This window comes from Flavobacterium sp., assembly GCF_039930565.1.
GTDB lineage: Bacteria > Bacteroidota > Bacteroidia > Flavobacteriales > Flavobacteriaceae > Flavobacterium.
Genome location: NZ_JBDTTP010000040.1, coordinates 13,828 through 38,260 on the forward strand (window position 1 = coordinate 13,828; position 24,433 = coordinate 38,260).

At 32.2% G+C, this 24,433-nt stretch carries 26 protein-coding genes; 4 read left to right on the forward strand and 22 right to left on the reverse strand.

The window, feature by feature from the left end; all coding sequences use genetic code 11:
* Positions 1–38 precede the first annotated feature (38 nt).
* The 10 genes from ABI657_RS11240 to ABI657_RS11285 form a co-directional block, all read right to left on the reverse strand.
* On the reverse strand, positions 39–335 hold the full coding sequence (locus ABI657_RS11240; protein WP_348097353.1) for a hypothetical protein: 297 nt from the start codon (positions 333–335) through the stop codon (positions 39–41).
* A gap of 55 nt (positions 336–390) precedes the next feature.
* Positions 391–843 carry a DUF6265 family protein gene (locus tag ABI657_RS11245; protein ID WP_348097354.1) on the reverse strand — a complete coding sequence of 151 codons (453 nt, stop codon included), beginning with the start codon at positions 841–843 and terminating at the stop codon, positions 391–393.
* A 112-nt stretch (positions 844–955) separates the two neighbouring features.
* Positions 956–3,253, reverse strand: a complete 2,298-nt coding sequence (locus ABI657_RS11250) for a DNA topoisomerase 3 (protein WP_348097355.1) — start codon at positions 3,251–3,253, stop codon at positions 956–958.
* A 141-nt stretch (positions 3,254–3,394) separates the two neighbouring features.
* A complete protein-coding gene (locus ABI657_RS11255) occupies positions 3,395–4,552 on the reverse strand; it encodes an NAD(P)/FAD-dependent oxidoreductase (RefSeq protein WP_348097356.1) in 1,158 nt (385 codons plus the stop codon).
* 31 nt (positions 4,553–4,583) lie between these two features.
* Positions 4,584–5,339: an AraC family transcriptional regulator gene (locus tag ABI657_RS11260; protein ID WP_348097357.1), complete on the reverse strand. Its 756-nt coding sequence runs from the start codon at positions 5,337–5,339 to the stop codon at positions 4,584–4,586.
* Positions 5,340–5,372: 33 nt separating this feature from the next.
* On the reverse strand, positions 5,373–5,801 hold the full coding sequence (locus ABI657_RS11265; RefSeq protein ID WP_348097358.1) for a hypothetical protein: 429 nt from the start codon (positions 5,799–5,801) through the stop codon (positions 5,373–5,375).
* Positions 5,802–6,419: 618 nt separating this feature from the next.
* Positions 6,420–7,157: a YoaK family protein gene (locus tag ABI657_RS11270; protein WP_348097359.1), complete on the reverse strand. Its 738-nt coding sequence runs from the start codon at positions 7,155–7,157 to the stop codon at positions 6,420–6,422.
* A 421-nt stretch (positions 7,158–7,578) separates the two neighbouring features.
* Complete coding sequence (locus ABI657_RS11275; RefSeq protein ID WP_348097360.1) at positions 7,579–8,262, reverse strand: porin family protein; 684 nt, start codon at positions 8,260–8,262, stop codon at positions 7,579–7,581.
* A 178-nt stretch (positions 8,263–8,440) separates the two neighbouring features.
* On the reverse strand, positions 8,441–9,238 hold the full coding sequence (locus ABI657_RS11280; protein ID WP_348097361.1) for a DUF2971 domain-containing protein: 798 nt from the start codon (positions 9,236–9,238) through the stop codon (positions 8,441–8,443).
* A gap of 251 nt (positions 9,239–9,489) precedes the next feature.
* Positions 9,490–10,032 carry a hypothetical protein gene (locus tag ABI657_RS11285; RefSeq protein WP_348097362.1) on the reverse strand — a complete coding sequence of 181 codons (543 nt, stop codon included), beginning with the start codon at positions 10,030–10,032 and terminating at the stop codon, positions 9,490–9,492.
* Between the two features lie 515 nt (positions 10,033–10,547).
* Here ABI657_RS11285 and prfA point away from each other — a divergent pair.
* Positions 10,548–11,624: a peptide chain release factor 1 gene (prfA, locus tag ABI657_RS11290; RefSeq protein ID WP_348097363.1), complete on the forward strand. Its 1,077-nt coding sequence runs from the start codon at positions 10,548–10,550 to the stop codon at positions 11,622–11,624.
* A 318-nt stretch (positions 11,625–11,942) separates the two neighbouring features.
* Here prfA and ABI657_RS11295 read toward each other — a convergent pair whose 3' ends face one another.
* The 10 genes from ABI657_RS11295 to ABI657_RS11340 all read right to left on the reverse strand — a co-directional run bounded on the left by ABI657_RS11295 (position 11,943) and on the right by ABI657_RS11340 (position 18,323).
* Positions 11,943–12,335: a hypothetical protein gene (locus tag ABI657_RS11295; protein WP_348097364.1), complete on the reverse strand. Its 393-nt coding sequence runs from the start codon at positions 12,333–12,335 to the stop codon at positions 11,943–11,945.
* 5 nt (positions 12,336–12,340) lie between these two features.
* Positions 12,341–12,724 carry a phage holin family protein gene (locus tag ABI657_RS11300; protein WP_348097365.1) on the reverse strand — a complete coding sequence of 128 codons (384 nt, stop codon included), beginning with the start codon at positions 12,722–12,724 and terminating at the stop codon, positions 12,341–12,343.
* A gap of 37 nt (positions 12,725–12,761) precedes the next feature.
* A complete protein-coding gene (locus ABI657_RS11305; protein ID WP_348097366.1) occupies positions 12,762–13,046 on the reverse strand; it encodes a YtxH domain-containing protein in 285 nt (94 codons plus the stop codon).
* A 49-nt stretch (positions 13,047–13,095) separates the two neighbouring features.
* Entirely contained in the window at positions 13,096–13,248 is a 153-nt protein-coding gene (locus tag ABI657_RS11310; RefSeq protein WP_348097367.1) for a lmo0937 family membrane protein, read from the reverse strand.
* A gap of 31 nt (positions 13,249–13,279) precedes the next feature.
* On the reverse strand, positions 13,280–13,894 hold the full coding sequence (locus ABI657_RS11315; protein WP_348097368.1) for a porin family protein: 615 nt from the start codon (positions 13,892–13,894) through the stop codon (positions 13,280–13,282).
* A gap of 708 nt (positions 13,895–14,602) precedes the next feature.
* Positions 14,603–16,387: a CHASE3 domain-containing protein gene (locus ABI657_RS11320; RefSeq protein ID WP_348097369.1), complete on the reverse strand. Its 1,785-nt coding sequence runs from the start codon at positions 16,385–16,387 to the stop codon at positions 14,603–14,605.
* A gap of 11 nt (positions 16,388–16,398) precedes the next feature.
* Complete coding sequence (locus tag ABI657_RS11325) at positions 16,399–16,848, reverse strand: response regulator (protein ID WP_348097370.1); 450 nt, start codon at positions 16,846–16,848, stop codon at positions 16,399–16,401.
* A 19-nt stretch (positions 16,849–16,867) separates the two neighbouring features.
* Positions 16,868–17,419: an AraC family transcriptional regulator gene (locus ABI657_RS11330; RefSeq protein ID WP_348097371.1), complete on the reverse strand. Its 552-nt coding sequence runs from the start codon at positions 17,417–17,419 to the stop codon at positions 16,868–16,870.
* Between the two features lie 150 nt (positions 17,420–17,569).
* Complete coding sequence (locus tag ABI657_RS11335) at positions 17,570–17,755, reverse strand: CsbD family protein (protein ID WP_348097372.1); 186 nt, start codon at positions 17,753–17,755, stop codon at positions 17,570–17,572.
* A 94-nt stretch (positions 17,756–17,849) separates the two neighbouring features.
* The gene (locus ABI657_RS11340) at positions 17,850–18,323 is read right to left on the reverse strand and encodes a DNA starvation/stationary phase protection protein (RefSeq protein ID WP_348097373.1); all 474 of its coding nucleotides are present in this window, start codon (positions 18,321–18,323) and stop codon (positions 17,850–17,852) included.
* Between the two features lie 173 nt (positions 18,324–18,496).
* Between ABI657_RS11340 and ABI657_RS11345 the strand changes: the two genes are divergently transcribed.
* From ABI657_RS11345 to ABI657_RS11355, 3 genes are all read left to right on the forward strand, one after another.
* A complete protein-coding gene (locus ABI657_RS11345) occupies positions 18,497–20,680 on the forward strand; it encodes a DUF5723 family protein (RefSeq protein ID WP_348097374.1) in 2,184 nt (727 codons plus the stop codon).
* 115 nt (positions 20,681–20,795) lie between these two features.
* Entirely contained in the window at positions 20,796–21,614 is an 819-nt protein-coding gene (gene pyrF, locus ABI657_RS11350) for an orotidine-5'-phosphate decarboxylase (RefSeq protein ID WP_348097375.1), read from the forward strand.
* A gap of 96 nt (positions 21,615–21,710) precedes the next feature.
* Complete coding sequence (locus ABI657_RS11355; protein ID WP_348097376.1) at positions 21,711–22,511, forward strand: helical backbone metal receptor; 801 nt, start codon at positions 21,711–21,713, stop codon at positions 22,509–22,511.
* On the opposite strand, the gene ABI657_RS11360 is transcribed toward ABI657_RS11355, so the two are convergent.
* Together ABI657_RS11360 and ABI657_RS11365 are read right to left on the reverse strand one after the other, a co-directional pair.
* Positions 22,508–23,428 carry a helix-turn-helix domain-containing protein gene (locus ABI657_RS11360; RefSeq protein ID WP_348097377.1) on the reverse strand — a complete coding sequence of 307 codons (921 nt, stop codon included), beginning with the start codon at positions 23,426–23,428 and terminating at the stop codon, positions 22,508–22,510. The genes ABI657_RS11355 and ABI657_RS11360 overlap by 4 nt on opposite strands.
* Before the next feature lie 75 nt (positions 23,429–23,503).
* The coding region (locus ABI657_RS11365; protein ID WP_348097378.1) for an aldo/keto reductase at positions 23,504–24,433 on the reverse strand (930 nt) is incomplete at its 5' end.

Genomic DNA, 24,433 nt, shown 5'->3' on the forward strand with positions numbered 1-24,433 from the left:
GTAGTATGTTTCTTTTTCAGCATTACGTTGCTTTATGATCATAATATTTCCGCGTCTTTTTCCAATTCTTTTATTACTTTTTTGGTTATTTTATCAACGCTATAACCTCTATCAAGATCAGATAAAGTAAAGCAAATTTCAAATTCGAGTTCAAGTTTGTGCATGAATTGATAATATTTTTTAACTCCTTTAAAAGAATTTTTAATATTATCTTTTCGATGTGGTGGAAATGTAAGGAAATCTAAAAAGTGATATTCTTCAAAAAGTGCAGCTGGTTTTTGACGCTCTTCTTTAAAAACTTCCAGAATTTTTGACCTTACTTGGATCTCAGTCATTACAATTGGTGATTAAAAAACTAATAGTTTGGCTATTTAAAATGTAAATTAAATTTTATCTTTTAGTCATAATAAACTTCTCAGAAGTCAATTTTCCTTGCAATTTTCCTGAAATCTCTGCTGTCAAAGTATTGTTGACACCTTTTGTATACGTGATTTTTTGAGGATAATCATGTTGAGGGTTTTCGAAAGTCAATTTGTTTTCGGTTTCTGATGTTGAAGAAAAAGCTACAGGTTTACCATCATTCTGACCTTTTACTGTAGCAATATACGTTAGTGTTTCGCTTTTTTGTGCTAAAACAATATTTTCAAAATGCAAGGTGTCTTTTCCTTTTATAAAGTGCGAAGTAGCGCTAAAAGTACTGTCATTTACTTTTTGCCAGTTTTCATTTAAAACACCTTCATCGGATGTATTTTGCCAGTTTCCGATAAGCCAGTCTGCTGCTTTTATTTTATCTTTTTCAACAGATTCTCTTTTCTGACAAGAAACAATGGCTAGCAAAATCATTATAAAAATAGTTTTTTGAAACATCTCGGTAATATTTAATATTGTTTGAATTACTAAAGTATGAAAAATTGAATTAGATAATAACAAAATGTGGCAATTAGATAATTTATGCCTAACCACAAAGGATAGCATACACCAGTTCTTTGGTGGGTTTTTGATCTTTCAATTTAGCTCTGACTTCATCAAAGGTGACTTTAAAATCACAGCCTAATTTGTAATTGCCACAGCCATAAGCAGTTTTTCCTTTAAGAATGATGCCATTTTTGCACTTTGGACAGTGTAATGTGTCCGATTGGGTATCAGGTTTTGCTTTTGGAATATTTTTCTTTTGTTCTAATATGAGTTTGAAATTTTCCCCGAACCGAATCAAGCCTTCAACAAAGCTGTTACCAATTTTAAAGTCTTTTAAATTTACAGTAGAACCTTTTTGAACCAATCGTAAATATTGACTGTCAGATATTTTTTTTCCAGAAAATATATTCGGCAATACAAATTCACAACCTGCTTTGTATTCACTGCAGCCATAAGCTGATTTTCCTTTTATCAAAGTTCCTTTTTTACATTTGGGACAGGATTCCGCCAAAATTCCGGCAGCTTTCTTTTTCTCAACTTTTACGGCTTCTTCCTGAACATTTCCGGCATGTGAAATATTAGCATGTCTTGTTTCACTTCTTACTTCATTGACCAAATCTTCAACCATTCTTTTCATATTTTTAATAAAAGCTGTGGGAGTAAAAGTTCCTTTTTCAATATCTTTCAATTGTTTTTCCCAGGAACCTGTCAATTCGGCTGATTTGATTAATTGATTTTGAATCGTTTCAATAAGCTGGATTCCGGTTGGAGTTGGTAAAACCTGTTTTTTATTTCGAACAATATACTGGCGCTTAAAAAGTGTTTCGATAATATTCGCTCGTGTTGACGGACGGCCAATTCCGTTTTCTTTCATCAATTCACGTAAATCTTCATCATCAACTTGTTTGCCAGCTGTTTCCATGGCACGCAATAAAGTTGCTTCCGTAAACTGATTAGGTGGTTTGGTTTCTTTTTCTAAAAAAGAAGGTTCGTGCGGGCCTTTTTCTCCCACAACAAAACGGGGTAATATATCAGCTTCTTTTTCTTTGGCATTCGGATCTTCAAAAACAACGCGGAATCCTTTTTTTAAGATTTCTTTTCCAGTGGTTTTAAATAATACATCAGCTGCTTTTCCAACAACTGTAGTATTAGCAACCAGGCAATCGTCGTAAAAAACTGCAATAAAACGTTTGACAATAATATCATAAACCTGCTGCTGATTGTACGGCAGATTGATTTCTATTCCCGTTGGAATAATAGCGTGGTGATCGGTAACTTTTTTATCGTTGAAAACCTTCGGAGATTTTTTGATCTTTTTCTCTAAAATAGGTTGGGTTAATACACTGTAATTTGATAATTTCTGCAGAATTCCCGGCACTTTCGGATAAATATCGTTTGGTAAAAAAGTCGTATCCACTCTGGGATACGTAACTACTTTTTGCTCGTACAAACTTTGTGCGATTTTAAGTGTTTCATCTGCCGAAAACCCGAATTTTGTATTGCAATAGACTTGTAAGCCTGTTAAATCAAAGAGTTTGGGTGCAAATTCATTTCCGTTTTTTTTATCAATCGAAACAATTTCAAATTCACTTTCCTTGACTTTATTGGCTAAAAGTTCTCCATCTTCCTTATTTAAAAAACGGCCTTCTTCATAACTAAAAAGTGTTTCACGGTATAAAGTCTGTAATTCCCAATAGGGTTGGGGATTAAAATTTTCTATTTCTTTAAACCGGTCAACGACCATCGCTAAGGTGGGTGTCTGTACTCGTCCGATAGACAATACTTGTTGGTAACCGCCATGTTTTACGGTATATAAACGGGTAGCATTCATTCCGAGTAGCCAATCTCCAATAGCTCTTGAAAAACCGGCATAGAATAAATTATCGTAGTTGGCAGACGGTTTTAAGTTATCAAAACCTTCTTTTATGGCTTCGGTGGTTAGAGATGAAATCCATAAGCGTTGTACTTCTCCTTTGTAATGGGCTTGATTCATCACCCAACGCTGGATCAATTCTCCTTCCTGTCCGGCATCCCCGCAGTTGATTACCAAGTCGGCTTTGTCGAATAAACTTTTTATGATTTTAAACTGTTTTTCGATACCCGAATTCTGAACGACTTTGGTTTCGAATTTCTCCGGAAGCATGGGCAGATTATTAAGATCCCAGCTTTTCCAGTGTGGTTTGTAATCATTAGGTTCTTTTAAGGTACATAAATGTCCAAAAGTATAAGTTACGGCATAACCATTGCCTTCGTAATAGCCATCATGCTTGGTATTGGCTCCCAAAACGGATGCAATTTCTCGTGCTACACTTGGTTTTTCGGCAATACAGACCTTCATTCTCTCTTTCTTAATTAAAAGCGAAATTAAGGATTTAGAAATTGGTATTGAAATTTTTTGCCACTAAGAAAACAATGCAGTAAGTTTTTTTAAGCTTGCTTTTTTTAATCTTGCACTTGGTTTTAGATTTACTATATTTTATTAGTGATTAAAAAACTCCAGCATAGTTTTTAACGATTCTTTCGAATGCATTTTTTCGCCATTTTCAATTGATTCCAAAGTTGCTTTTGAAGCTCTTTCAAGCATATTATTTTCATAAAATGCAATAGCTTCCTGCACTGTTTTAAATTTTTCAGAAGTTAGAAATTCACTTAATTCTAAAGCATCGAGCATCGCCATATTAGCACCTTCGCCTGCAAACGGGGGCATAACATGTGCGGCATCTCCAATGATTGTGAGGTTAGGCAAAGATTCCCAGGTTTGATTTAATGGCATATAATAAATAGGACGAGGAATAAAAGGCACCGTTGCATTTTCAAAAAGCTCCTGCCAGTTAGTGCTCCATTCCGTATATGTTTTTTTAAACCATTCCAACATTTGTTTGTTATTGGTATAATCTAACCCGTTGGTTGTTGCCCAATTTTCATCGGCTTTAAAACTGGCATAAAAACCTAAAGCTCCACCGCCTTTTTGTCCCATCAATAAATTTTGCGTGTTGCCAAAAGCCATTATTTTTCCACCTTTCAGCAACGAATGAATAGTGGGTGTTGCAATTTTGGATTCGTAAACATTTCCTTCCAGCATGGTGATGCCGGAATATAAAGGTTTGATATTGGTAATATAAGGTCGGATTTTAGAATTGGCACCATCAGAACCAATTACAATATCAGCGTAAGCAGACAACCCATTTTTAAAATGTATCAGCCATCCATCATTTTGTGCATCCATCGAAATAAAATGGCTGTCCCAAACTATCGTTTCAGGTTGTAAGGATTCAAGCAATATTTTTCGTAAAGTACCGCGGTCAATTTCAGGACGAAAATATTCATCACCAAAATTTTCCTCACGATTCCTGTCATGTTCATTAAAAAATATTTCGGCGCATTCGTTTAAAATTAGAGTTTTATCTGCACCGGGCATATAATTGCTTTTAAATTCCTCAAATAAATTAGCTTTGCGAATGGCTGCTAATCCTGATTCGTCGTGCAAGTCAAGGGGTGAACCCTGTACACGTGCATTTTTATTTAAATCTCTTTCGTAAACTTTTACATTTACGTTTTGCAGTTGTAAAAGCCTGGCTAAAGTAAGTCCGCCGGGACCGCCACCTATGATGGCTATTTGTTTGTTTTCTAATAACATTCCGTATAGTTTTAAATAGTACGGGACAAAATTATTGTTGTTTTAGAACAGATAATAGTATAAATCGGTCATTCTTGTTTTTAATTAATTCACTTGGAACTACGCCTGAGAATTTTTTGATCTCTTTGATGAAATGAGTCTGGTCGGTAAAGTTTAATTCCGGAAAAAGCCGGCCTTTGGCAATATGTTCCAAAGATGCTTTGAAGCGTAAGATTTTGCAGAACGCATTTAAAGAAAGTCCGAATTGCTTATTGAAATACCGATTGATTTCCCTGCTGCTCCAGGCTATTTTTTCTGAAAGCTCTTTTATTTTTATTTCACCATTTGATTCGTAAACGAGTTTAAAAAGACTGCGTTTTCTTTCATCCATTTGGGCAGGTAAAAGTTCTTTTAGTTTTGTAGATATTTTGGAGTGAAAAGAATCGAAATCTTTTAAATTGTTGCTGTTAATATTCCAAAAGTCGTTTGGTAAAACTTTTGCACTATTTAAAATATCTGCAATAGAAGTATTTAAAAGATATTCGGCTCCCAAAGGTTTAAAACTAATTTTGTAAGCCAGTGTATTTGCCGGAATAATTTGTTCTTCAGGTACATTTTCCAGACCAATAAGTGTAATTTGAAATGGCTCTGATTTTGATTGCATAAAAAACAAATCAATTCTTCCATCCGGCATCAAAACCACTTCCATTGAGTTGTCTGACTTGTTATGAAACATTCCGATATTCTCTACAAAGTCAAGAAGTGACGCGTCTGGCTCTATAGCTTTGTAGTAGAATTCATTGTTCATTTTTCGATTTATTATTTGTTTTGTAAATGACTTTTATACTTTAAAAACATTGAGTTTTTCCAGCCAAAAGATTTTTGTATCGAAAAACGTAAGTTTAGTTTTAATTGTCCGATCCGATTTATCTCTGGAACTCTTAGTTGTAAATCTAGCCGTAGTTTTATTAAAATCTAAAGTATATTGTTCATCAAAATCTCCTTCTTTATTAGCAGAAAAAGTAATCAGATTATCTATCGAACTCCATTTTCCTTTTCCGTATTTATTTACTTCTGGCGGAATTCCGCCTTGTATTTTCGAATACGAATGAAATAGGAATGTTCCGTCCGGATTTAAGGTTAATTTATATTCTATGTTATGTTTTCCTTCTTCACCAAGCGAACGTGTATATTCTCCAGAGAACTGATTGGATTGCGCGAAGAGTATTAGGTTGGAAATTAAAAGTAGGGTGGTGACTATGTTTTTCATTGGTTTGATTGTTTTAATTAAAGCTGTCTTTTTGGATCATGTGTTACTGCAATCACTAATGCAATACCATAAAAAAGCAAAGCCACAATTGCACGTACAATTTCATTTCCGCCTCCCGCTGACGGGTTTGCAATGGCATCAGGAACATGGAACCAATTTTACTAAGTTCTTTCATTAATAATAGTGTTAAAAAATAATTAAAGATCAGTTTTGGTAATTATCAAATATATAAATTAATACGTAAAGTACTATTGTAGTAGAATTTGTTTTTCTTTTAAAGTAATTTATTTCTGATTTGAATTATGGAAGTAGTTGTGGAGATATCCTCTTTCGATAGGAGAAAGATTGTATTAAAAAAATGTCTAATGTACTCTGTCATTTCATCTGTTTTGTCCTGCTAACGAAGGAAGCATCTTTGCAAGTAGCTTTATAATATCCTGGTAAATTCAGTATTTTATGCTTGACTAATGATATTAGAAGGTCTTTAAAAAGTTGACGAAAAAAGTCCGGAGACTTATTGTCTTTACGTTTACTAAGAACATTAAAAAAAAACGCAAAGTCGGGAGACTTTGCGGAGCTGATGTGTATGTGATTCTGCCTTAAAACAGCCATCATGTGTCATATGCCGTTTTTATTCTGCTCTATAATTCGATTTTGGGCCATTAATTTCATTTTCAAGTCATCATAGATTATTCCAATTAATAAAATTATTGCTGCGATTGCAACAACATATAGCTGTATTTTCGAATAAAAGATACCTCCCAGAAGTCCGCCTAAAAAGAAAAAGCTGATAATGGTCAAACGTAACTTTATTGAAGAGAAAAGTTTATCTTTTTGCTCCTTCTCCTTGTAAAAAAACAATTGAGATAATTCTATTCCTAAGTCTGTAAATAAACCTGTTAAATGTGTTGTTCTGACAGTAGCGTTTGAAATTGTCGTTACTAATGAATTTTGTAAGCCCATCGCAAACAGTAAACAAAATGCTAAAAGATCGGGATGTTCTAAAATTAAAAATTGTCCAAATATTGCAACAGAAAAAAGAATAATACTTTCAATTATTATAGGAATTATATAAATTAAAGTATCATTTATCTTAGATACCATTTCGACTAATACATTTGATACAAAAGAGCCTAAGAAGAAAAAGAAAATGTATGAGAAATAAATAAACCCTTGCCAAAAGTTAAGTTTAAAGATTTCGTCCACGAACAGGGCAAAGTGTCCTGTTACATTTGTTGTTAGGCGTTGGACTGCTAGAAAACCTGCAACATTTACAATTCCCGCTACAAATGAAAGTAATGAAGCGATTCTTAAATTGTGTTTTAGTGTTCTTTCCTTTCCTTTGTGTCGAAACATAAATTGTTTTCAGTTTGTTGTTTTGTGCCGGACTAAATTCGGTATAAAGTCCCGTAAATAAGCGAGGTTTGGGATTAAAGATGCGTTATTTTCGGTTAAGTACAAATTTTTCAAGCACAAAACCATATTTAATTTATCCTAATACACAAATCTCCTGTAACGACTCTTATGCGGGGTTGTTTTATCGAAATTTCGTTTTAACGGCAAGTTTTTCATGCTTCTGTTTTAGTTTACAGTTTTCAATTTCCATTGCTACCTGTATTAAGCTACTTGATTATTATTTACAATTGTTATGAAATTCTTCTTAATAAACATAGGAATTAATAAAATCAAAACGATTAGTAAACAAAACAACAGCGAAAGCCATATTCTAAATGTATTAAAAATCGGTAACGAAAATAATCCTATCGCAAACGTTTTTTTAATTGAAAGATATTCCAACTATCAAATTTATCGAATTAGTTTTTGCATTTCCACCATTCCAAAGAGGTTTTTTGTTAGTATTTGCCAAACCTAAATTTTCTCGAATTTCAACATTAATAGTTTTATTTTCACCTAAATCAAAGTTCTTACCTAAACCTAATGAAATTCCAACATCAGTTTTTTTATTATCTTTAGTTGTATCAACATCATCAGAATTTATTCCTGGAGCATTAAGATCATTTGTAATTTTCGACTTTAATAAATATCCGATAAATGGTCCGCCATTTAAATAAAAACTATTTTTGTTAGTAAAATTGTATTTTAATAATATTGGCAAAATTAAATAATCATAATTCTTTCTAGAAGTGAAATTATATATTTGAGATGGATCATCAAAATTTTCTCTAAGCTCAATTGATTGATCTGCTTTCTGACTTTTTCTTTCATAATTAAGTTCCAATTTCAATCCTAATTTTCCTTGAATTTTATATTCAAAATTAACACCAAAAAGATACGCAAATGCTGGACTTTCTGAATAAAATTGATTAAAAGAAGAAGGAATTGTATAACCTCTAAAATTTGAGTAATTAAGCCCTCCTTGAAATCCAAATTTGATTTTAGAATTTTGTGAGTAAGTAGATAATGTCATCAATAAAGTTAAACGGAACAATAATTTTTTCATGGTTACAATGTTTTATTTACATTTTGAATTCGTCTCGATTTTTTAAAATGTTTGCTACGTTTCCTTGCTACAAGAGGTTTGGGATTAAATTAAGACTTATTTTCGGATTTGCCTAAACTTCCTAAATACAAGACCATTTTTAAATTAAGCCAGATGCCCAAATCTCTTGTAGCAAGTGTTAGCAAACGTTCTTGTATTCTTCAATTGGAATGTTACCAATTTTATCTCTAACTACTTCGATTATTTCCTTTTTATCTTTTTCGCTAATATTTTTACCTAAAATTATTTTATTAAATGCTTCTTTAGGAAGTTCAATTTGTCTCATTTCTCTAGTTGCTGGTTCTTCATAAAAAGTATGTGTTCTATATTCATTTTCATGATCCCATTTCTTTTCTTTAGAAAATATCTGTTTACTCTTAATTTCATAATGTTGCATTATAGGTTCTGGCAAAATGATTGGTAAATCATCGTAAGTAACTTTTCCGCCACCGCCTAAAAATTCAAACATTATTCTTGAATTATAGCCTACACAAAATCCAGTTGAGTTATTCGCATATTCATTCCACATTCTTTCAAGACACGGAAATTCAGTTACACAAAGAATGCCTCGTCTTTGATCAACTTCATTAAAATAACGTTCTTGAAAATCATCATAAATTTTTTTATTTTTAAGAAGTTTTTGCTTTGCCCAATCCCTTGCATCTTTTCTATGTTTTTGGCGGGTAAACTCTGGATTTTCCAGTTTCGATAATCGAACTGCAAAATCGATAGTTTGCTTATTATTCAATAAATCGTATCTGATAGGAATTTTACAATCATTTTCATCATCAAATGAACTTGCTGGGGCCATATATATTTCACGATTCTTAATATATCGATCATGATAATCTTTATTCCAATCTCTATATTTATATAGAACAGCGGGATATTCACCATCATCTAAAGTTCCATTGTAAATTTTATACGTCATCGTCATAGTAGAATGTTTGCTAACATCAGTCTGTGAATAAACTCAAAAATACCTCCTGAGAATCGGCTGTATGAAATTTTTCTCCGACAGGTATCCGAATATCTTCTCTTTTTGACTTAGTTTTTTCACAGCCTGACTTCCTGCCGCTACACGAGGTTTGGGGTTAAATTAAGCCTTATTTTCGGATTTGCCTAAACTTCCCAAATACAAGACCATTTTCAAATTAAGCCAATTGCCCAAATCTCTTTTAGCAAGTGTTAACTGCCGTTTTTTATCATCCATTTATTATTTTTATATTCAAAAAATTTCATTCCTAATTCCCCGTGTAAACCTACGCTACCATAATTTATTATTGCTTTGTTAAATTCTTTGTTGAAAATTGGTTTTATAAAATATTTAAAACTGTTTCTACAAGTTTTCGAAAAAAAGGTAACGCCTTTTTCGAGTTCACGAATCGAACTTCTCTTGATTAGTTTTATATTATTTTTCTTTAAATATTTTTCTTCAAATTTGAAATTTTTAGAAAGTTTATCTAAACTATCAAGCTCGTTTCTGTTTTGCAGTGAAAGTTTTCTAATATAAATTTTTTCAAAGTTAGAATTTGGGTTTTCAAGTTTTTGTATTTCAATTAAACTTTCTTTTGGAATTTCTAATATGCATCCACAATTTTCTTCTGAAATTAGTTGTTGTATAAGTTGATTAGCCTTTTGATTATATTCTATTTTTGGCTTTATAATTTCTTTTTTGCAGGAAACTAAAAATATTGCAAATAATATAAATATTGAATTTCTAATTTTCATATGCTTTTTTTGGGTAAAATGGCAGTTAACTAATATATAAGTCTGATAAAACTAGGTTTATCTGCCTTAATTGGGGTAGATAAGTCTGATAAAAGTAAAACTTTAGTAGGATGCTAATATAGAAATATTTCTGAAAAAACACGTATTGACGATTGCCAATCATCACCCGTAAAGATTGTACACAATATAATCTAAAAGCTTTTACGCAAAATCATAAATGCTTTTACAAAACAAACATCGTCTTTTATTTAAATTAGTAACCAAGTAAAAATACCTGATTTTTACATGAAAGGAAATTCGAAATTGTAAATATTTCTTGTAAAAACAATTGCACTAGCCCTGATAGAAGCGGCATCCTTTTTTGGCAAATGTAAAATATCCAATTCAAACGTAAACAATCTGTCAAAAAAGATATAGCGGATAGCAGGAAACAGCTCCTGAAAAAACCAGCAACGACAACTTTTAACTATCAACTATTTTTCGTAAATTTGCACTCCAATAAAAGGATTAAGAAAATGTTAGATAGACTTCAAATAGTAAAACAACGTTTTGACGAGATTTCGGATTTGATTATCCAGCCGGATGTTATTTCTGATCAGAAACGTTATGTGCAATTGAATCAAGAGTACAAAAACCTGAAAGCATTGGCGGAGAAGCGTGATGAGTACGTGCTTTTGATGGCTAATATAGACGAGGCAAACGAAATTATTGCTGATGGAAGTGATGCAGATATGACCGAAATGGCCAAAATGCAATTGGATGAAGCAAAAGAAAGATTGCCGGAACTGGAGGAAGAAATCAAATTTATGTTGATTCCTAAAGATCCTGAAGATGCTAAAAACGTGATGGTCGAGATTCGTGCCGGAACGGGTGGGGATGAAGCGAGTATTTTTGCCGGTGATTTGTTCAGGATGTATACTAAATATTGTGAAAATCAAGGCTGGAGAACTTCGGTTGTGGATATGAACGAAGGAACTTCGGGAGGTTTTAAAGAGGTTATTTTTGAAGTTACGGGAGAAGATGTTTACGGAACTTTGAAGTTTGAAGCGGGTGTTCACCGTGTTCAGCGTGTTCCTCAGACAGAAACGCAGGGTCGTGTGCATACATCTGCAGCTACGGTAATGGTTTTACCGGAAGCGGAAGAGTTTGATGTACAGATTGATATGAACGATGTTCGTGTTGATTTCTTCTGTTCATCAGGACCTGGGGGACAATCGGTAAATACTACGAAATCTGCTGTACGATTAACACACATTCCAACCGGATTGGTGGCGCAATGTCAGGACCAGAAATCACAGCACAAAAATAAAGATAAAGCATTAGGCGTTTTACGTTCCCGTTTATACGAACAGGAATTGGCCAAGAAAGAAGCTGAAGATGCTACAAAACGTACTTCTCAGGTAAGTTCTGGTGACCGTTCGGCTAAGATTCGTACGTATAATTACGCACAGGGTCGTGTAACAGATCACAGAGTTGGTTTGACTTTATACGATTTAGGAAACATTATGAATGGTGATATTCAGAAAATTGTAGCTGAGCTTCAGTTGGTGAATAACATGGAGAAATTGAAGGAAGCTTCTGAAGTGTTTTAAATTCACTAAACTAAATAAATAGCATTTATAGAAAAAGCCGGACTTAAGATTAAGTCCGGCTTTTAAATGCAAAAAAAGCAAAGTCGGCGAATGCAAACTTTGCTTTTTCATAAGGCTCTAATTTCATCAATTAGAATTTATAGTGAAGTATTAACTGTTTAACCGTTGTTTGTTAAATATAACGTATAAACGAGTTAGATACCTAAAAATACTCTTGTGAATTCAAAACATTTATAGAAATTAGAGTAAATGTGCACACCATTTTTTATTATTATTTCGTTTAGCTTTTCCATAATATTTCTAATTTAGTTTAGACAATTACTCATCCCATGTATTTTGTTGTTGCGTTGATTCTTGTTGTGTTGATTGATGATGTTGTGGTTTGGCAACTAACGTAGTGACCGCCAGCTGTATTATTGATCCGAAGATGTTCTTAAATGTCGAATCAGTTTTTCCAACTACTAATTTCTTTGCCAGATAACCTATTCCAATACTAACAGCTGATTGGGCAATATCACTTTTAAAACCTACGGCTTCGTTGATTTCTTCTACGGTGTTTCTAATTAAATTAAGAGGCTGTATGTTCTCTTTAATCTCCGTAATTTCATCTTTTATCGCAATCCAATCCAGATCCTGTTGAATTTTTGTTTCACGAATCATCTGATTTAATCGGTCTACATCAAAAACGCTTTTTTTCATACTTGTTTCCATAGCAGTTAATTTTGTATTTGATCAGTTTCGTTAGAATCAGATTTGCTGTCTTTTAAAATACTCGATATAATCATGTTTCCAATTGGAGTTTTAATAAGTGAGTGTTGAAAAGTATGCAATACAATAGCAACAATCAGATAAAATAATGCCAGTATAAAAAACCCGTAATAATATTCGCCAAGTTCTTTTCCAATCCATAAACTTATTCCAATATTCAGAAACAAGGTAAAAAATGCAACAACAGCGCCAACAGCTATTCGTGATGTAATTGTTGAAAGTACATCTGCTGATGCAGATACTGTTCTGAGTTTAACTAATTCTAAACTCGTTCTGGTATAGTTTTCAGCTTTTTCAAAGATGTTTTCGTTTGTTGTTGCATTAGTTTCCATGATAGTGGGTATTATTTAGAATTAAAAATTTCACTTTTTAATAGTTATTCTTTACAGTTTTAGCTTCATCTTTAGCAGCATTAAACTCGTCTTTAACCTGATTGAATTTGGCTTTACCTTCTTCAATAATATCTTTTCCGCTAGTACTTAACGAACCTATGATACCATCTACTTTTCCTTTTAGGTTATCACCATAATCTTTTGACTTATCCTTGATTTTTTTTCTTGTTTCTGAACCTTTTTCCGGTGCAAATAAAACTCCTAAAAATGCTCCTGCAGCTGCAGCTCCTAAAATCCCTAAAATTGTGTTACTTGTTTTCATAATATTTGATTTAATAGATTAATATAATTTTGCTTGTTTTTTTATATTCTTAAATTTCACGTCCTTTAATAAGTCTGAATATTATTGCGATAACAGCAATTACTAATAAAATGTGAATGATGCTTCCTGCACTGTATACAAAGAACCCTAAAGCCCAAAGAATGACAAGAATAACTGCGATTGTGTATAATAAATTTGACATGGTGTTATTATTTATTTATGGTTAATATTAATTAATTTAATTTGTATGATAGGTATAAACTCAAGTTGCTGTTTTTTAAATCAGATGAATCATCTCCATCTTTTACAATAGTTGTCAATCCGTAGTTATAACGTAATCCTACACTTAACGGGCTGAAATCTACTCCAATACCACCAGCTAATCCTGCATCAAACTTGTTGAAGTCATCAGTATCATATTGATCTTCAAATTCGAAATCTCCATCGCCTGTCGATTTTGCGCTAACCATATAAGAGGCATAACCACCAGCATGTATATTGAAGTTTTTAGTAATATTTACTCTTACTAATAAAGGAAGTTCAATATAATTTAATTTTAATTTTACATTTCCCTGAGCTAGTACATTATTATATTCTAATTCTGAACCTCTTGTAGTGAATAATAGCTCTGGTTGTATTGCAACAAAATCAGATACAGGTAAAGTAGCATAAGCTCCGGCATTGAATCCGAATAATACGTTTTCATCATCTGCATCGTCAGTATATAAATTTGACATGTTTAATCCTCCTTTAATACCGAACTCAGTAGTAACATTTTCCTGAGCGTGCAGCATTCCAAATGTTGCGGTCATAAATAGGGTTAAGGCGTATAAAAAATTTGATTTCATAATGTTAAAATTTTAATTAATAATTGATAATAAATTTGTTTGATTTTTTGCTTGTCTTAAAAGCTCATAATTATTTTGGTAAATAAAAAAGCACTAAATTTAAAATCGACGTATCTTGTGTTTTTTTAGAAATAGATTCAAATCATTTGATTTGCTCAGATAAAGATTTATCCTCAAATCGATGTAGGCTTTATTAAAATTTACATCGGCAGTATCGATCAATTTCTGAATCATTATTTCAACGGTTGAATTCACTTCAGTAGTCATAATCAATTTTTTAAGGTTTCTTTATTGACATCCTTAAATAACAGATTTTAATTATTTTCTATTACTTTGCTAATTTCCCTTACTGTGTTTTTTAACCTATGTTGAGCCAACTGACTTTTACAACAATTGATTTCGTTACATTTGATTCTGCAATAAAATGTATCTATTTCCTCTTTGCTTATTTATAAGAACGTTTTTTAAATTACTTCCTTTTTCAATCGGTTCATTCTTTTTACAGGATAAAAAAGAACCTAATATTATCACTATAAAACCTGCTTTTAAAAATGATATTTTTAGAGAAAGGCATTTTTAATTAGTACTTGATTACTACATTACAAAGATGCTAAGCAACCATAAGTTTTTCTTTACAGCATAAAAAAGAAACGTTATATAATTCCCATAATGGATTTATATAACGTTAAATAAGGTGTTTTGGATGTTTTATTTAGGAAGATATACTGTAAATATAGTCCCTATATTTATAGAGCTATCAGCAATAATATACCCTTTATGGTTTTCTACTATTTTTTTGCAAATAGAAAGGCCGATACCGGTTCCGGGATAATCTGTTTTTGAATGCAAACGTTGAAAAAGCACGAAAATCGTTTCTTTGAACTGAGGATCAAATCCCATTCCGTTATCTTTAAAAGTAATTTTATGATACTTTGTTATAGACTGATCTAATAATTCAGGATAATCAGCAGATAAAACTTTTTCAGATTCAATGTTTATTTCAGGCTGTAAATCAGGCTGACTGTATTTTAAAGAGTTACCTATTAAATTAATAAAAAGCTGTTCTATCTGATAAGGTATTACAGATAGTTTGGGTAGTTTAGAAACAGTTATTTTAGCTTTTTGATCTTCAATAACTTCGGCTAATTCTGCTATTGCATTTTCAAACAAATGATTTAGATCTGATTTGATAAATTCTTTTTTGGTAGTATTTGTCCTTGAAAACAGTAATAAATCATCAATTAAAACCCGCATTCTTTTGGCGGAAGCTTCAATTTTTGTAATGTATTCCTTGGCGCTGTCTGAGATTACAGCACGGTCAGCATCAGAAACTCTTGAAATAAAAGTTTGTATTTTTCGTAATGGCTCTTGTAAATCGTGACTGGCAACGTGGTTAAAAGAAGCTAATTCCTGGTTGCTTTTTTCAAGTTCATTATTGCGTTCCTGAAGTTTTATATTTAATAAATGTTCATCAGTAATGTCAAAATTAATTCCAAGCAAAATTTTGCTTCCCTGGTTATCAATTAAAAGTTTTCCGGTAGATTTAAAATGGCGTACCTGCTTATCCCTGCGGATTACCTTGTAGTAAATAAAAGGCAGTCGCTTATTATCAATAATTCCCTGAATAGATTTTTCAATAGCTGATCTGTCTTCAGGATGCACAAATTCTAAAAAAATTTCCTTAGTAGGAATAAAAGATTTCGGTTCAAGTCCCAGCAAACGATACTGATTGTCTGAGTAATCAATTTTATCGGCATCCAAATCCCATTGCCAGGTACTAAATTTTCCAATAATTTCAGATTCTGCCATAAGGCGGGACGAAATTAAAAGTTTTTTATTATAGGATTTTAAACTTTCAAGATCACGGCTGATTTGTCTATAAGCAAGTAGAATAAAAATTAATGCTGCTAAAAAAAGAGAAATAGAGAAAAAGGGACTAAGGGAAATTTCTTCATCATATTTTTTTAGTCTTTCTTCTAATATTTGCTTTTCGATATCATTCATTTCATTTGCCTGAAAACGAATGTTTTCCATTAAAATTCGACCACCAAACATGTGATTGTCCAATTTTCGTTTGTCGTATGTCTTGGGGTCACTGTATTTTAGGCAATTTTCAAATGAAACATAACGCTGAAGAATTAATTTGAATAATTTTTTAAGATTTTTCTTTTGTTCAGGATTATTTTCCGTTAATTTTTTTAAGGCAATAAAAGAAGTGTTTACCTTATCCCTGGAAAAAAGATAAGGAGTTAGGAAACGGCTGTTTCGGGTGATCATGTAGCCACGCTGACCCGTTTCAGCATCTTTTATTGCCGACATCAGTTGTTCTAACTGGATATTAATTTCATAAGTATGCATTACTAACTTACTGGAGTCGTTTAAATCCTGATTGTGTCTGTAAGCAATTGATGAAAGAAACAATAAAATGAAAATAGCTATTATAAAAATAACCCTCAATGATCCTGAAGAATTAAAATTAGGCATCCATTTCATTATAAATCAAATTATTTTAGGCTCAACAGGAAATTATCTCTGTTTAAACCTGAAGTATGATAGTGCCAGTTTAAGGTTATTACTTCATTAATGATTTTTTTCAGGGCATTGAAATCACTTGGTTTTTTAATGTAGATATTAGCTCCATGGATAAAAGTATCCTCAATATCCTCATCTGATGAAGATGTAGAATAAATGGCAATAATTAAATTTTTAAGACGATCAGTTTTTTTAATTTCAATCAAACATTCTTTACCCGTTTTTTTAGGCATATTTAAATCCAGAAACAAAATATCAGGTAATTTTGTATCAGGATTCATTAAATGTTCCATTAATTGTAAACCATCAAAAACAAATTCAACTTTGGTTTGTACTTTTACTTCTTCAAAAGCATCTTTAAAAAAAAGACGATCATCTTCATCGTCATCGGCTAATAAAATATGTAATGCGTTTCTTTGCATTGATATAAGGTATTTGGGTTTATTTTAAATTTTCTCTTCTTTTTTTAATAATTCTCAAAAATGCTGAAGGAGTTATTCCGGTTGTATTTTTAAATTGTGTACTTAAATGTGCAACGCTGGAATAATTAAGTAAAAAAGCAATTTCGGTTAAGCTCATTTCGTTTATAAGCATCAACTGTTTTGCTCTTTCAATTTTTTGTATAATTATAAAGTTTTCAATTGATGAATAGGTTACTTCAGAAAACACATTAGATAAATAACCGTAACTATGATTTAATTTATCAGCTAAATAAGCTGAACTTTTAAAGTTGTTATTATCATCAGTATAGACCAATTCAATTATAGCATCTTTTATTTTTTGAACTAAAACACTTTTTTGATTTTCGACAACTTCAAAACCAAAAGGATTTAAATTTTTTTTAAGCTCTTCTAATGCATCAATATTTAGGTTTTCCTCTAATTCAATTTCTCCAAATCCTAAAGTAGAATAATTTAAATTTTGTTCATCCAGTTTTTCTTTAAGATAAAGAGAACAAATCGTGTTTATATCAAATTTTATAAATAGTTTCATTTTTTAAAAATATGGCTAAAGATAATTAATTTATTTTTTGTTTTTTAATTTAATGTTCGGTTTTAATTTACTGAATTGTTTAATGTTTGAAAATCAAAAAAAATACCGCCTAATTAAATTAGGCGGTATACTGGTAAAATTTGAGAGAATTTACAAATCTGACATAATTTGATGTAATTCTTCTTTTGTCTTTCCTAATTTTTGCTGAAGCTTTCCGTACATTTCGTCTTCTTTTCCTTCGGCAAACATTAAATCGTCATCAGTCAAATCAGCAAATTTTTGTTTCAATTTTCCTTTCAGCTCGTTCCAGTTTCCTTTTATTTCAGTAGTATTCATAATATTTCTTTTTTTTGTTAGATGTAAATTTCCGATTAATTAAATAAAATTGGTTATATACATCTGTTGAAATATTATATAATTAACAGTAGTTTTAATCGAGATATCTTCTTAAGATCCATGCCATTTTCTCGTGTTGCTGCAGTAAACCTGTAACAAAATCAGCAGATCCTGCATCATGGCTTTCATCATCAAAAACCGGAATGTAATCTCTGAATTCTGTTATGAGCTGTTCATGGTCTTGTAAAAGCTCTTCAAGCATATTTTTTTGGGAAACATATTGCTTAGGAGATTCTTTGAGTGTTGAATTTTCAATAAATTCAGTCATAGTCCCAATAGTTTTTTCTCCAAGCTGGCTGATTCGCTCCGCTACTTCATCAATATTATTTTCGAGAATTCGGTATTGATCTTCAAATAATTTATGTAATTCCATAAAGCTATTACCTGATATATTCCAATGAAATTTTCTGGTTTTAACATACAATGTCATTTCATTTGATAATACGGTGGCTAATATATTGGTGCTTTTTTTTAAATTTTTTGGAGCAATTCCGATATTTGGGGTCATAATTTAATATATGTTTGATTGAATTCAAATTTAAAAAGAATGAACTTTTTTTGTTTACATAATTTATGAAAGATGTTATAGAATTCAATGTTTTTATGAGTAATTATAAATCAATTGTTGTAGTTTTGTGGAGTTTATATAAATTTTGAATTATAAATTAAAAAATTAACTGAATGAAAAAAACATTACTTATTGTATTAATTTTAATGATCTCAATAACGGCTAAGGCGCAGTCTTATATAGGTTATTTCCATGATAATTACGCCGGTGTACAAAGTGTACTTTTTAATCCTGCATCTATAGCAGACTCAAGATTTAAAACGGATATCAACTTATTTTCAGTTAGCGGATCAGTAGGAAACGATTTATATGGCGTGAAAATTTTTGACGTATATAAAGATGGATATGATTTTGATAATGAGGCTAAATTTAAGCCATCATTCAATAATAATGGTATTCTGAATTTTGACATTATGGGTCCGTCATTTATGTTTAATATTGCACCAAAACATACTTTGGCAGTTTTTACAAGAGCAAGATCTCTTACTAATTTAAGGAGTATTAATGGAAACTTGATAGATCAGGTAAAAGAAGGTCTGGATCAATCCGATGATTTTAATCTAAATGCAGGAAGTCCAAATGGTGCTTCCAACACATGGGGTGAATTAGGGATTTCATATGCTGCAGTTTTATATCAAAATAATCAGCATTTTTTAAAAGGAGGTTTAACTGCAAAGTACCTGCAAGGTGGAACTAACGGTTATATCCAGGCAAAAAATGTAGAAGTAGATTTTCAGGAAGATTTGATTAATCCCGAAAATGGAGCTTTAACTACTAGCGGTCAGATTACCATTGGCGCCAGTCAGGATTGGGAAGCTAATGAGGAATATAAATTTGATAGTGGTTCAAGAGGCTTTGGTTTTGATCTGGGACTTGTATATGAATGGAGACCGGATTATGATCAATACGATTTGAATAATGCGAAACCTGTTGATAATGACTTTAAGGATCTGAACAAATACAAATTGCGTTTTGGATTGTCTGTTACTGACATAGGTTCTATAAATTATAAAAACTCAAAGCTGGATACGTATGATATAAATGGTACGGTTACACAGCAAATGATTGATGATGCCGATAATCTATATGATTTCTTAAATGATAATTATACGAAAGTATCAACCTCAAAAGGCATAAAAACAAATTTGCCAACTGCTATTCATGCTGACGTGGACTGGAACATGTATAATAAATTTTATCTGAATCTTAACGGGGATATCAGTATGGTTAGTGATACCAAATTAAATGGAAGCAGTATTGCAGACAGAGTAAGTTTAACGCCTCGCTATGAAAGCAGATGGTTTAGTTTTTATGTGCCAATGACCTGGATGGAGTATAGCGGAATGCAGGTTGGATCAGGATTACGTGTTGGAGCATTCTTTATTGGTTCTGGTTCTGTAGTAAGTAATTTGGTTTCAAAAGAATCTAAAGCTGTAGACTTTCACCTTGGAATTAAGATCCCGGTTTATCAAAAGAAATTTAAAGACAGGGACGAAGACGGTGTTATAGACAAGGAGGATTCTTGTCCGAAAGTAGCAGGTCCTGTTGAAAATAACGGATGTCCCTGGACAGATACTGATGGAGATAAAGTTTTTGATAAAGATGATGTTTGTCCTTCAATTGCGGGTCCGGTAGAAAATAAAGGTTGTCCATGGAAAGATACGGATGGAGACACATTATTGGATAATGTTGATGCTTGTCCATCAATCGCAGGTCCTTTAGAAAATAAAGGATGTCCATGGCCTGATACTGACGGAGATACAGTTCTGGATAAAGATGATGCCTGCCCTGATGTTGCCGGTTTAGTAGAAAATAAAGGTTGTCCGGATTTAGATGCTGACAAAGATGGTGTTTTAGATAAAGATGATGAATGTCCGCTAGTAGCGGGTTCAGCTGACAACAAAGGTTGTCCTAAAGTTACAAAAGAGACATTGAAACAATTGCAGGTAGAGGCTAAATCTATTTTCTTTGTTACTGGTAAAGCTACTTTAAGTGATGCCAACAAAGGAGAAACTTCAGGAAGGTTAGATGCTATCAAAGAAATTTTAAGAAATTATCCAAATGCTAAATTTGCAATTAATGGGCATACAGATAATGTAGGTAACGCAAAAGCCAACCAAAAATTATCTGAAGCCAGAGCCAAAGTGGTTATGGATGCTTTGATTGAAAAAGGAGTAAATCCTGCTAATTTATCTTCACAGGGATTTGGAGCTACAAAACCTGTTAAGTCGAACAAAACAGCTGCAGGAAGAGCAGAAAACAGAAGAACAGAAATTATTTATTTAGGTAATTTATAATCTAAATCAAATATAAAATAAAAAAAGCCATTCTTATTTGAATGGCTTTTTTTATTTTTGCCTACTTTCTAAAAAAGAATGCTTTCTTTGGATGAAAAGAACTAAAAAAACAAGAATGACTACAGAACAACTACACAAACAAATTCTTCAGAAAAAATCATTTTTATGCGTTGGCCTGGATCCGGATTTAACTAAAATTCCACCTCATTTATTAGCAACCGAAGATCCTATTTTCGAATTTAATAAAGCTATTATCGATGCTACACATGATTTGGCTGTAGGATACAAACCCAATACTGCTTTTTTTGAAGCATGTGGTATAAAAGGATGGGTGTCATTGCAAAAAACTATTAATTACATCAACGAAAAATTTCCTGAAATTTTTACAATTGCAGATGCAAAACGCGGCGATATTGGAAATACATCCAGTATGTATGCCAAAGCTTTTTTTGAAGATTTGAATTTTGATAGTGTGACCGTTGCGCCTTATATGGGAAAAGATTCTGTTGAGCCTTTTCTGGCTTTCGAAAACAAACATACAATAATGTTAGCTTTAACGTCAAACGAAGGTGCTTTTGATTTTCAAACTTTAAATGTAAACGGAAAAGAATTATACAAACAAGTTTTAGAAACTTCTAAAACGTGGAAAAATAGCCATAATTTAATGTATGTTGTGGGTGCAACAAAAGCAGAATATTTTGCAGAAATCAGAAAAATTGTTCCGGATAGTTTCTTGTTAGTTCCGGGAATTGGCGCTCAGGGCGGAAGTTTATCTGAAGTATGCCAATACGGAATGAATGATAAAATTGGTTTACTGGTAAATTCTGCAAGAGCGATTATCTACGCTTCAAAAGGAACGGACTTTGCAGAAAAGGCGAGGGAAGAAGCTTTAAAAGTACAACAGGAAATGGCATTGATTATAGCTAATAAATAAGTTTACTTACGTTTAAAAAGTTTCAGGTCTTAATTTTCGAGTTGCCGGAATTACGTTAAGAAAACCTCAAACTTTAAACCCGAAAAAAACTCTCTTTTGAAACAATTTATAGATCAGCTTGGTACTTTACATTCTTTTAAAACAGTTCCAAAACGAATTATTTCTTTAGTACCATCACAAACCGAATTGTTGTATGATTTAGGTTTAGAAGAAAAAATCATCGGAATCACAAAGTTTTGTGTGCATCCGTATCATTTAATATCAACCAAAAAAGTAGTTGGTGGTACCAAAAAGATTCATTTCGAAAAGATAAAATTATTGCAGCCCGATATTATAATTTGCAATAAAGAAGAAAACACGCTGGAAATTGTTGAGCAATTGAGTGCAATCTGCCCGGTTTGGGTAACGAATATTATTCTTATAGAAGACAACTTCCAGATGATTTCAGACTTTGGCCAGCTTTTTAATTGCAGAACAGAATCGCAAAAGTGGAACGACAAACTGGCTTTCGCTTTAACCGATTTTAAAAGATATATTGCAAATATTCCTGTAAAAAAAGCCGCTTATTTTATTTGGAAAGACCCTTATATGGTGGCCGGAAATGACACATATATCAATGAATTATTAAAACTCAATCATTTTAAAAATATCTACGAAGACAAAGGCCGATATCCGGAAATTGAACTGAAAAAAATGCGTATTGAAGGCGACCCGGATATTGTTTTTCTTTCGTCAGAACCTTATCCCTTTAAAGAACAATACGCTTTCGAAATTGGCCGATTTACCCATCACGCCAAAACTGTTTTTGTCGACGGTGAAATGTTCTCCTGGCACGGAAGCCGATTATTAAAGGCTTTTCCTTATTTTAAAATCCTTCATGAACGTTTGAAGAATTAATTAAACGAACTTCTGAATTCTAAAGGGGAAACACTAGTTTTATTTTTGAATAACTTATTAAAAGACTGTGGATATTCGAAACCTAATTGAAAAGCGGTTTCACTTACACTTAGTGAAGTGGTCGTAAGTAATTCTTTTGCTTTCTCTATTATTTTATTGTGAATATGATGTTGCGTACTTTGCCCAGTTAAGGATCGTAACATATCACTTAAATAATTCGGTGAAACATTCAGTTCATCAGAGAGATAAGCTACTGTTGGTAATCCTAACTTTTGCACTTTCTCACTTTCAAAATAATCTGATAAAAGGATTTCTAATTTGCTTAAAAGTGTATTGTTTTCATTTTTTCGGGTAATAAATTGTCGGTTGTAGAATCGGTTACAATAATTAAGGAGCAGTTCAATATGTGAAACCATCACATCCTGACTAAAAGCATCAATCGAAGAGCAATATTCCTGCTCAATATTTTTCATAATACCTGTAATCATAATTTGTTCCTTTTCAGAAAGATGTAAGGCTTCACTAACAGCATACGAAAAATAACCGTAGTCTTTAATGTTTTTTGCCAAAGCATAATTCTGAATAAAATCAGGATGAATGACCAGCATTGCCCCATAAACAGCGCTGTCTACACCAACTTCTGTCGAGATCACTTGTCCGGGTGACATGAAAGTCATTACACCTTCATCAAAATCATAAAAATTTTGACCATATTTCATTTTTCCTGTAAAGCCTTTTTTTATACAGACTGTATAAAAAGAATATACGACGCTTTTTACATTATCATCAAAATGACAGGTGATCTTGCTCAAATCAACAAAACTTACCAAAGGGTGTTCGGGTTTTGGAATTCTTAGTAACGAATGCATTTCTGAAATAGAATGAATGGTATAAGGAGTGTGAACTTCTTTTTTCATAATAAAATAATTAAAGAAAAATAAAAGGAAAAGTTGCCGTAAAGATAACTTTTCCTGTGTAATTAGTTTAGTAAATTATTGATCGATTCCGGCCATATTAGCAGCGTCATATCTCGCACCGGTTTGAGTTCCAAGCGGAATGATAGTTTCAAGATGGTCTATTTCTTCCCGAGTTAAAACCATTTGCGCAGCAGCAATATTTTGTTCTACGTATTTAACACGTTTTGTTCCCGGGATTGCTAAAATATTTTTAGAAGAAATCCAGGAAAGAGCTAATTGTGAGGCAGTAATATGTTTCTTTTCTGCCATTTTTTTGATTTCGTTTACCAATTCAATATTTTTATAGAATTGTTCTCCTTGGAAACGTGGAATAGTTTTTCTGAAATCATTATCAGGAAAATCATCCGGACTTTTGATTTCTCCTGAAATAAATCCTCTGCCTAACGGTGAATAAGCAACAAAACCAATTCCTAATTCTTTTAAAGTATCTAAAATTCCGGCTTCTTCAACTGTTCTTTCGAATAAAGAATATTCAGTCTGAACAGCCGTTAGAGGATGAATTTTATGTGCTTTACGAATTGTTTCTGATGAAACTTCAGATAACCCGATATAACCTACTTTTCCTTCTTTTACCAAATCAGCCATGGACTGAACGGTTTCTTCGATTGGAGTATTAGAATCAAGTCGGTGTAAATAATATAAATCGATATAATCGGTTCCTAAATTTTTCAGGGAACGTTCTACTGCTTTTTTTACATACTCTTTTTTACCGTTAAAGTTCCAGGTCAATTGCTCATTATCATCGATTTCATAACCAAATTTCGTGGCAATCCTATAATTGTTACGATTGTGTTTAATGGCTTTTGCAATTAGTCGTTCGTTATGCAAAGGTCCGTATAAATCTGCAGTGTCCAGAAAATTCCCTCCTAATTCAAATGAACGGTGAATTGTTGCAATAGCTTCTTTTTCATCGGCTTTGCCATAAATATCCATTCCTGCAATTTG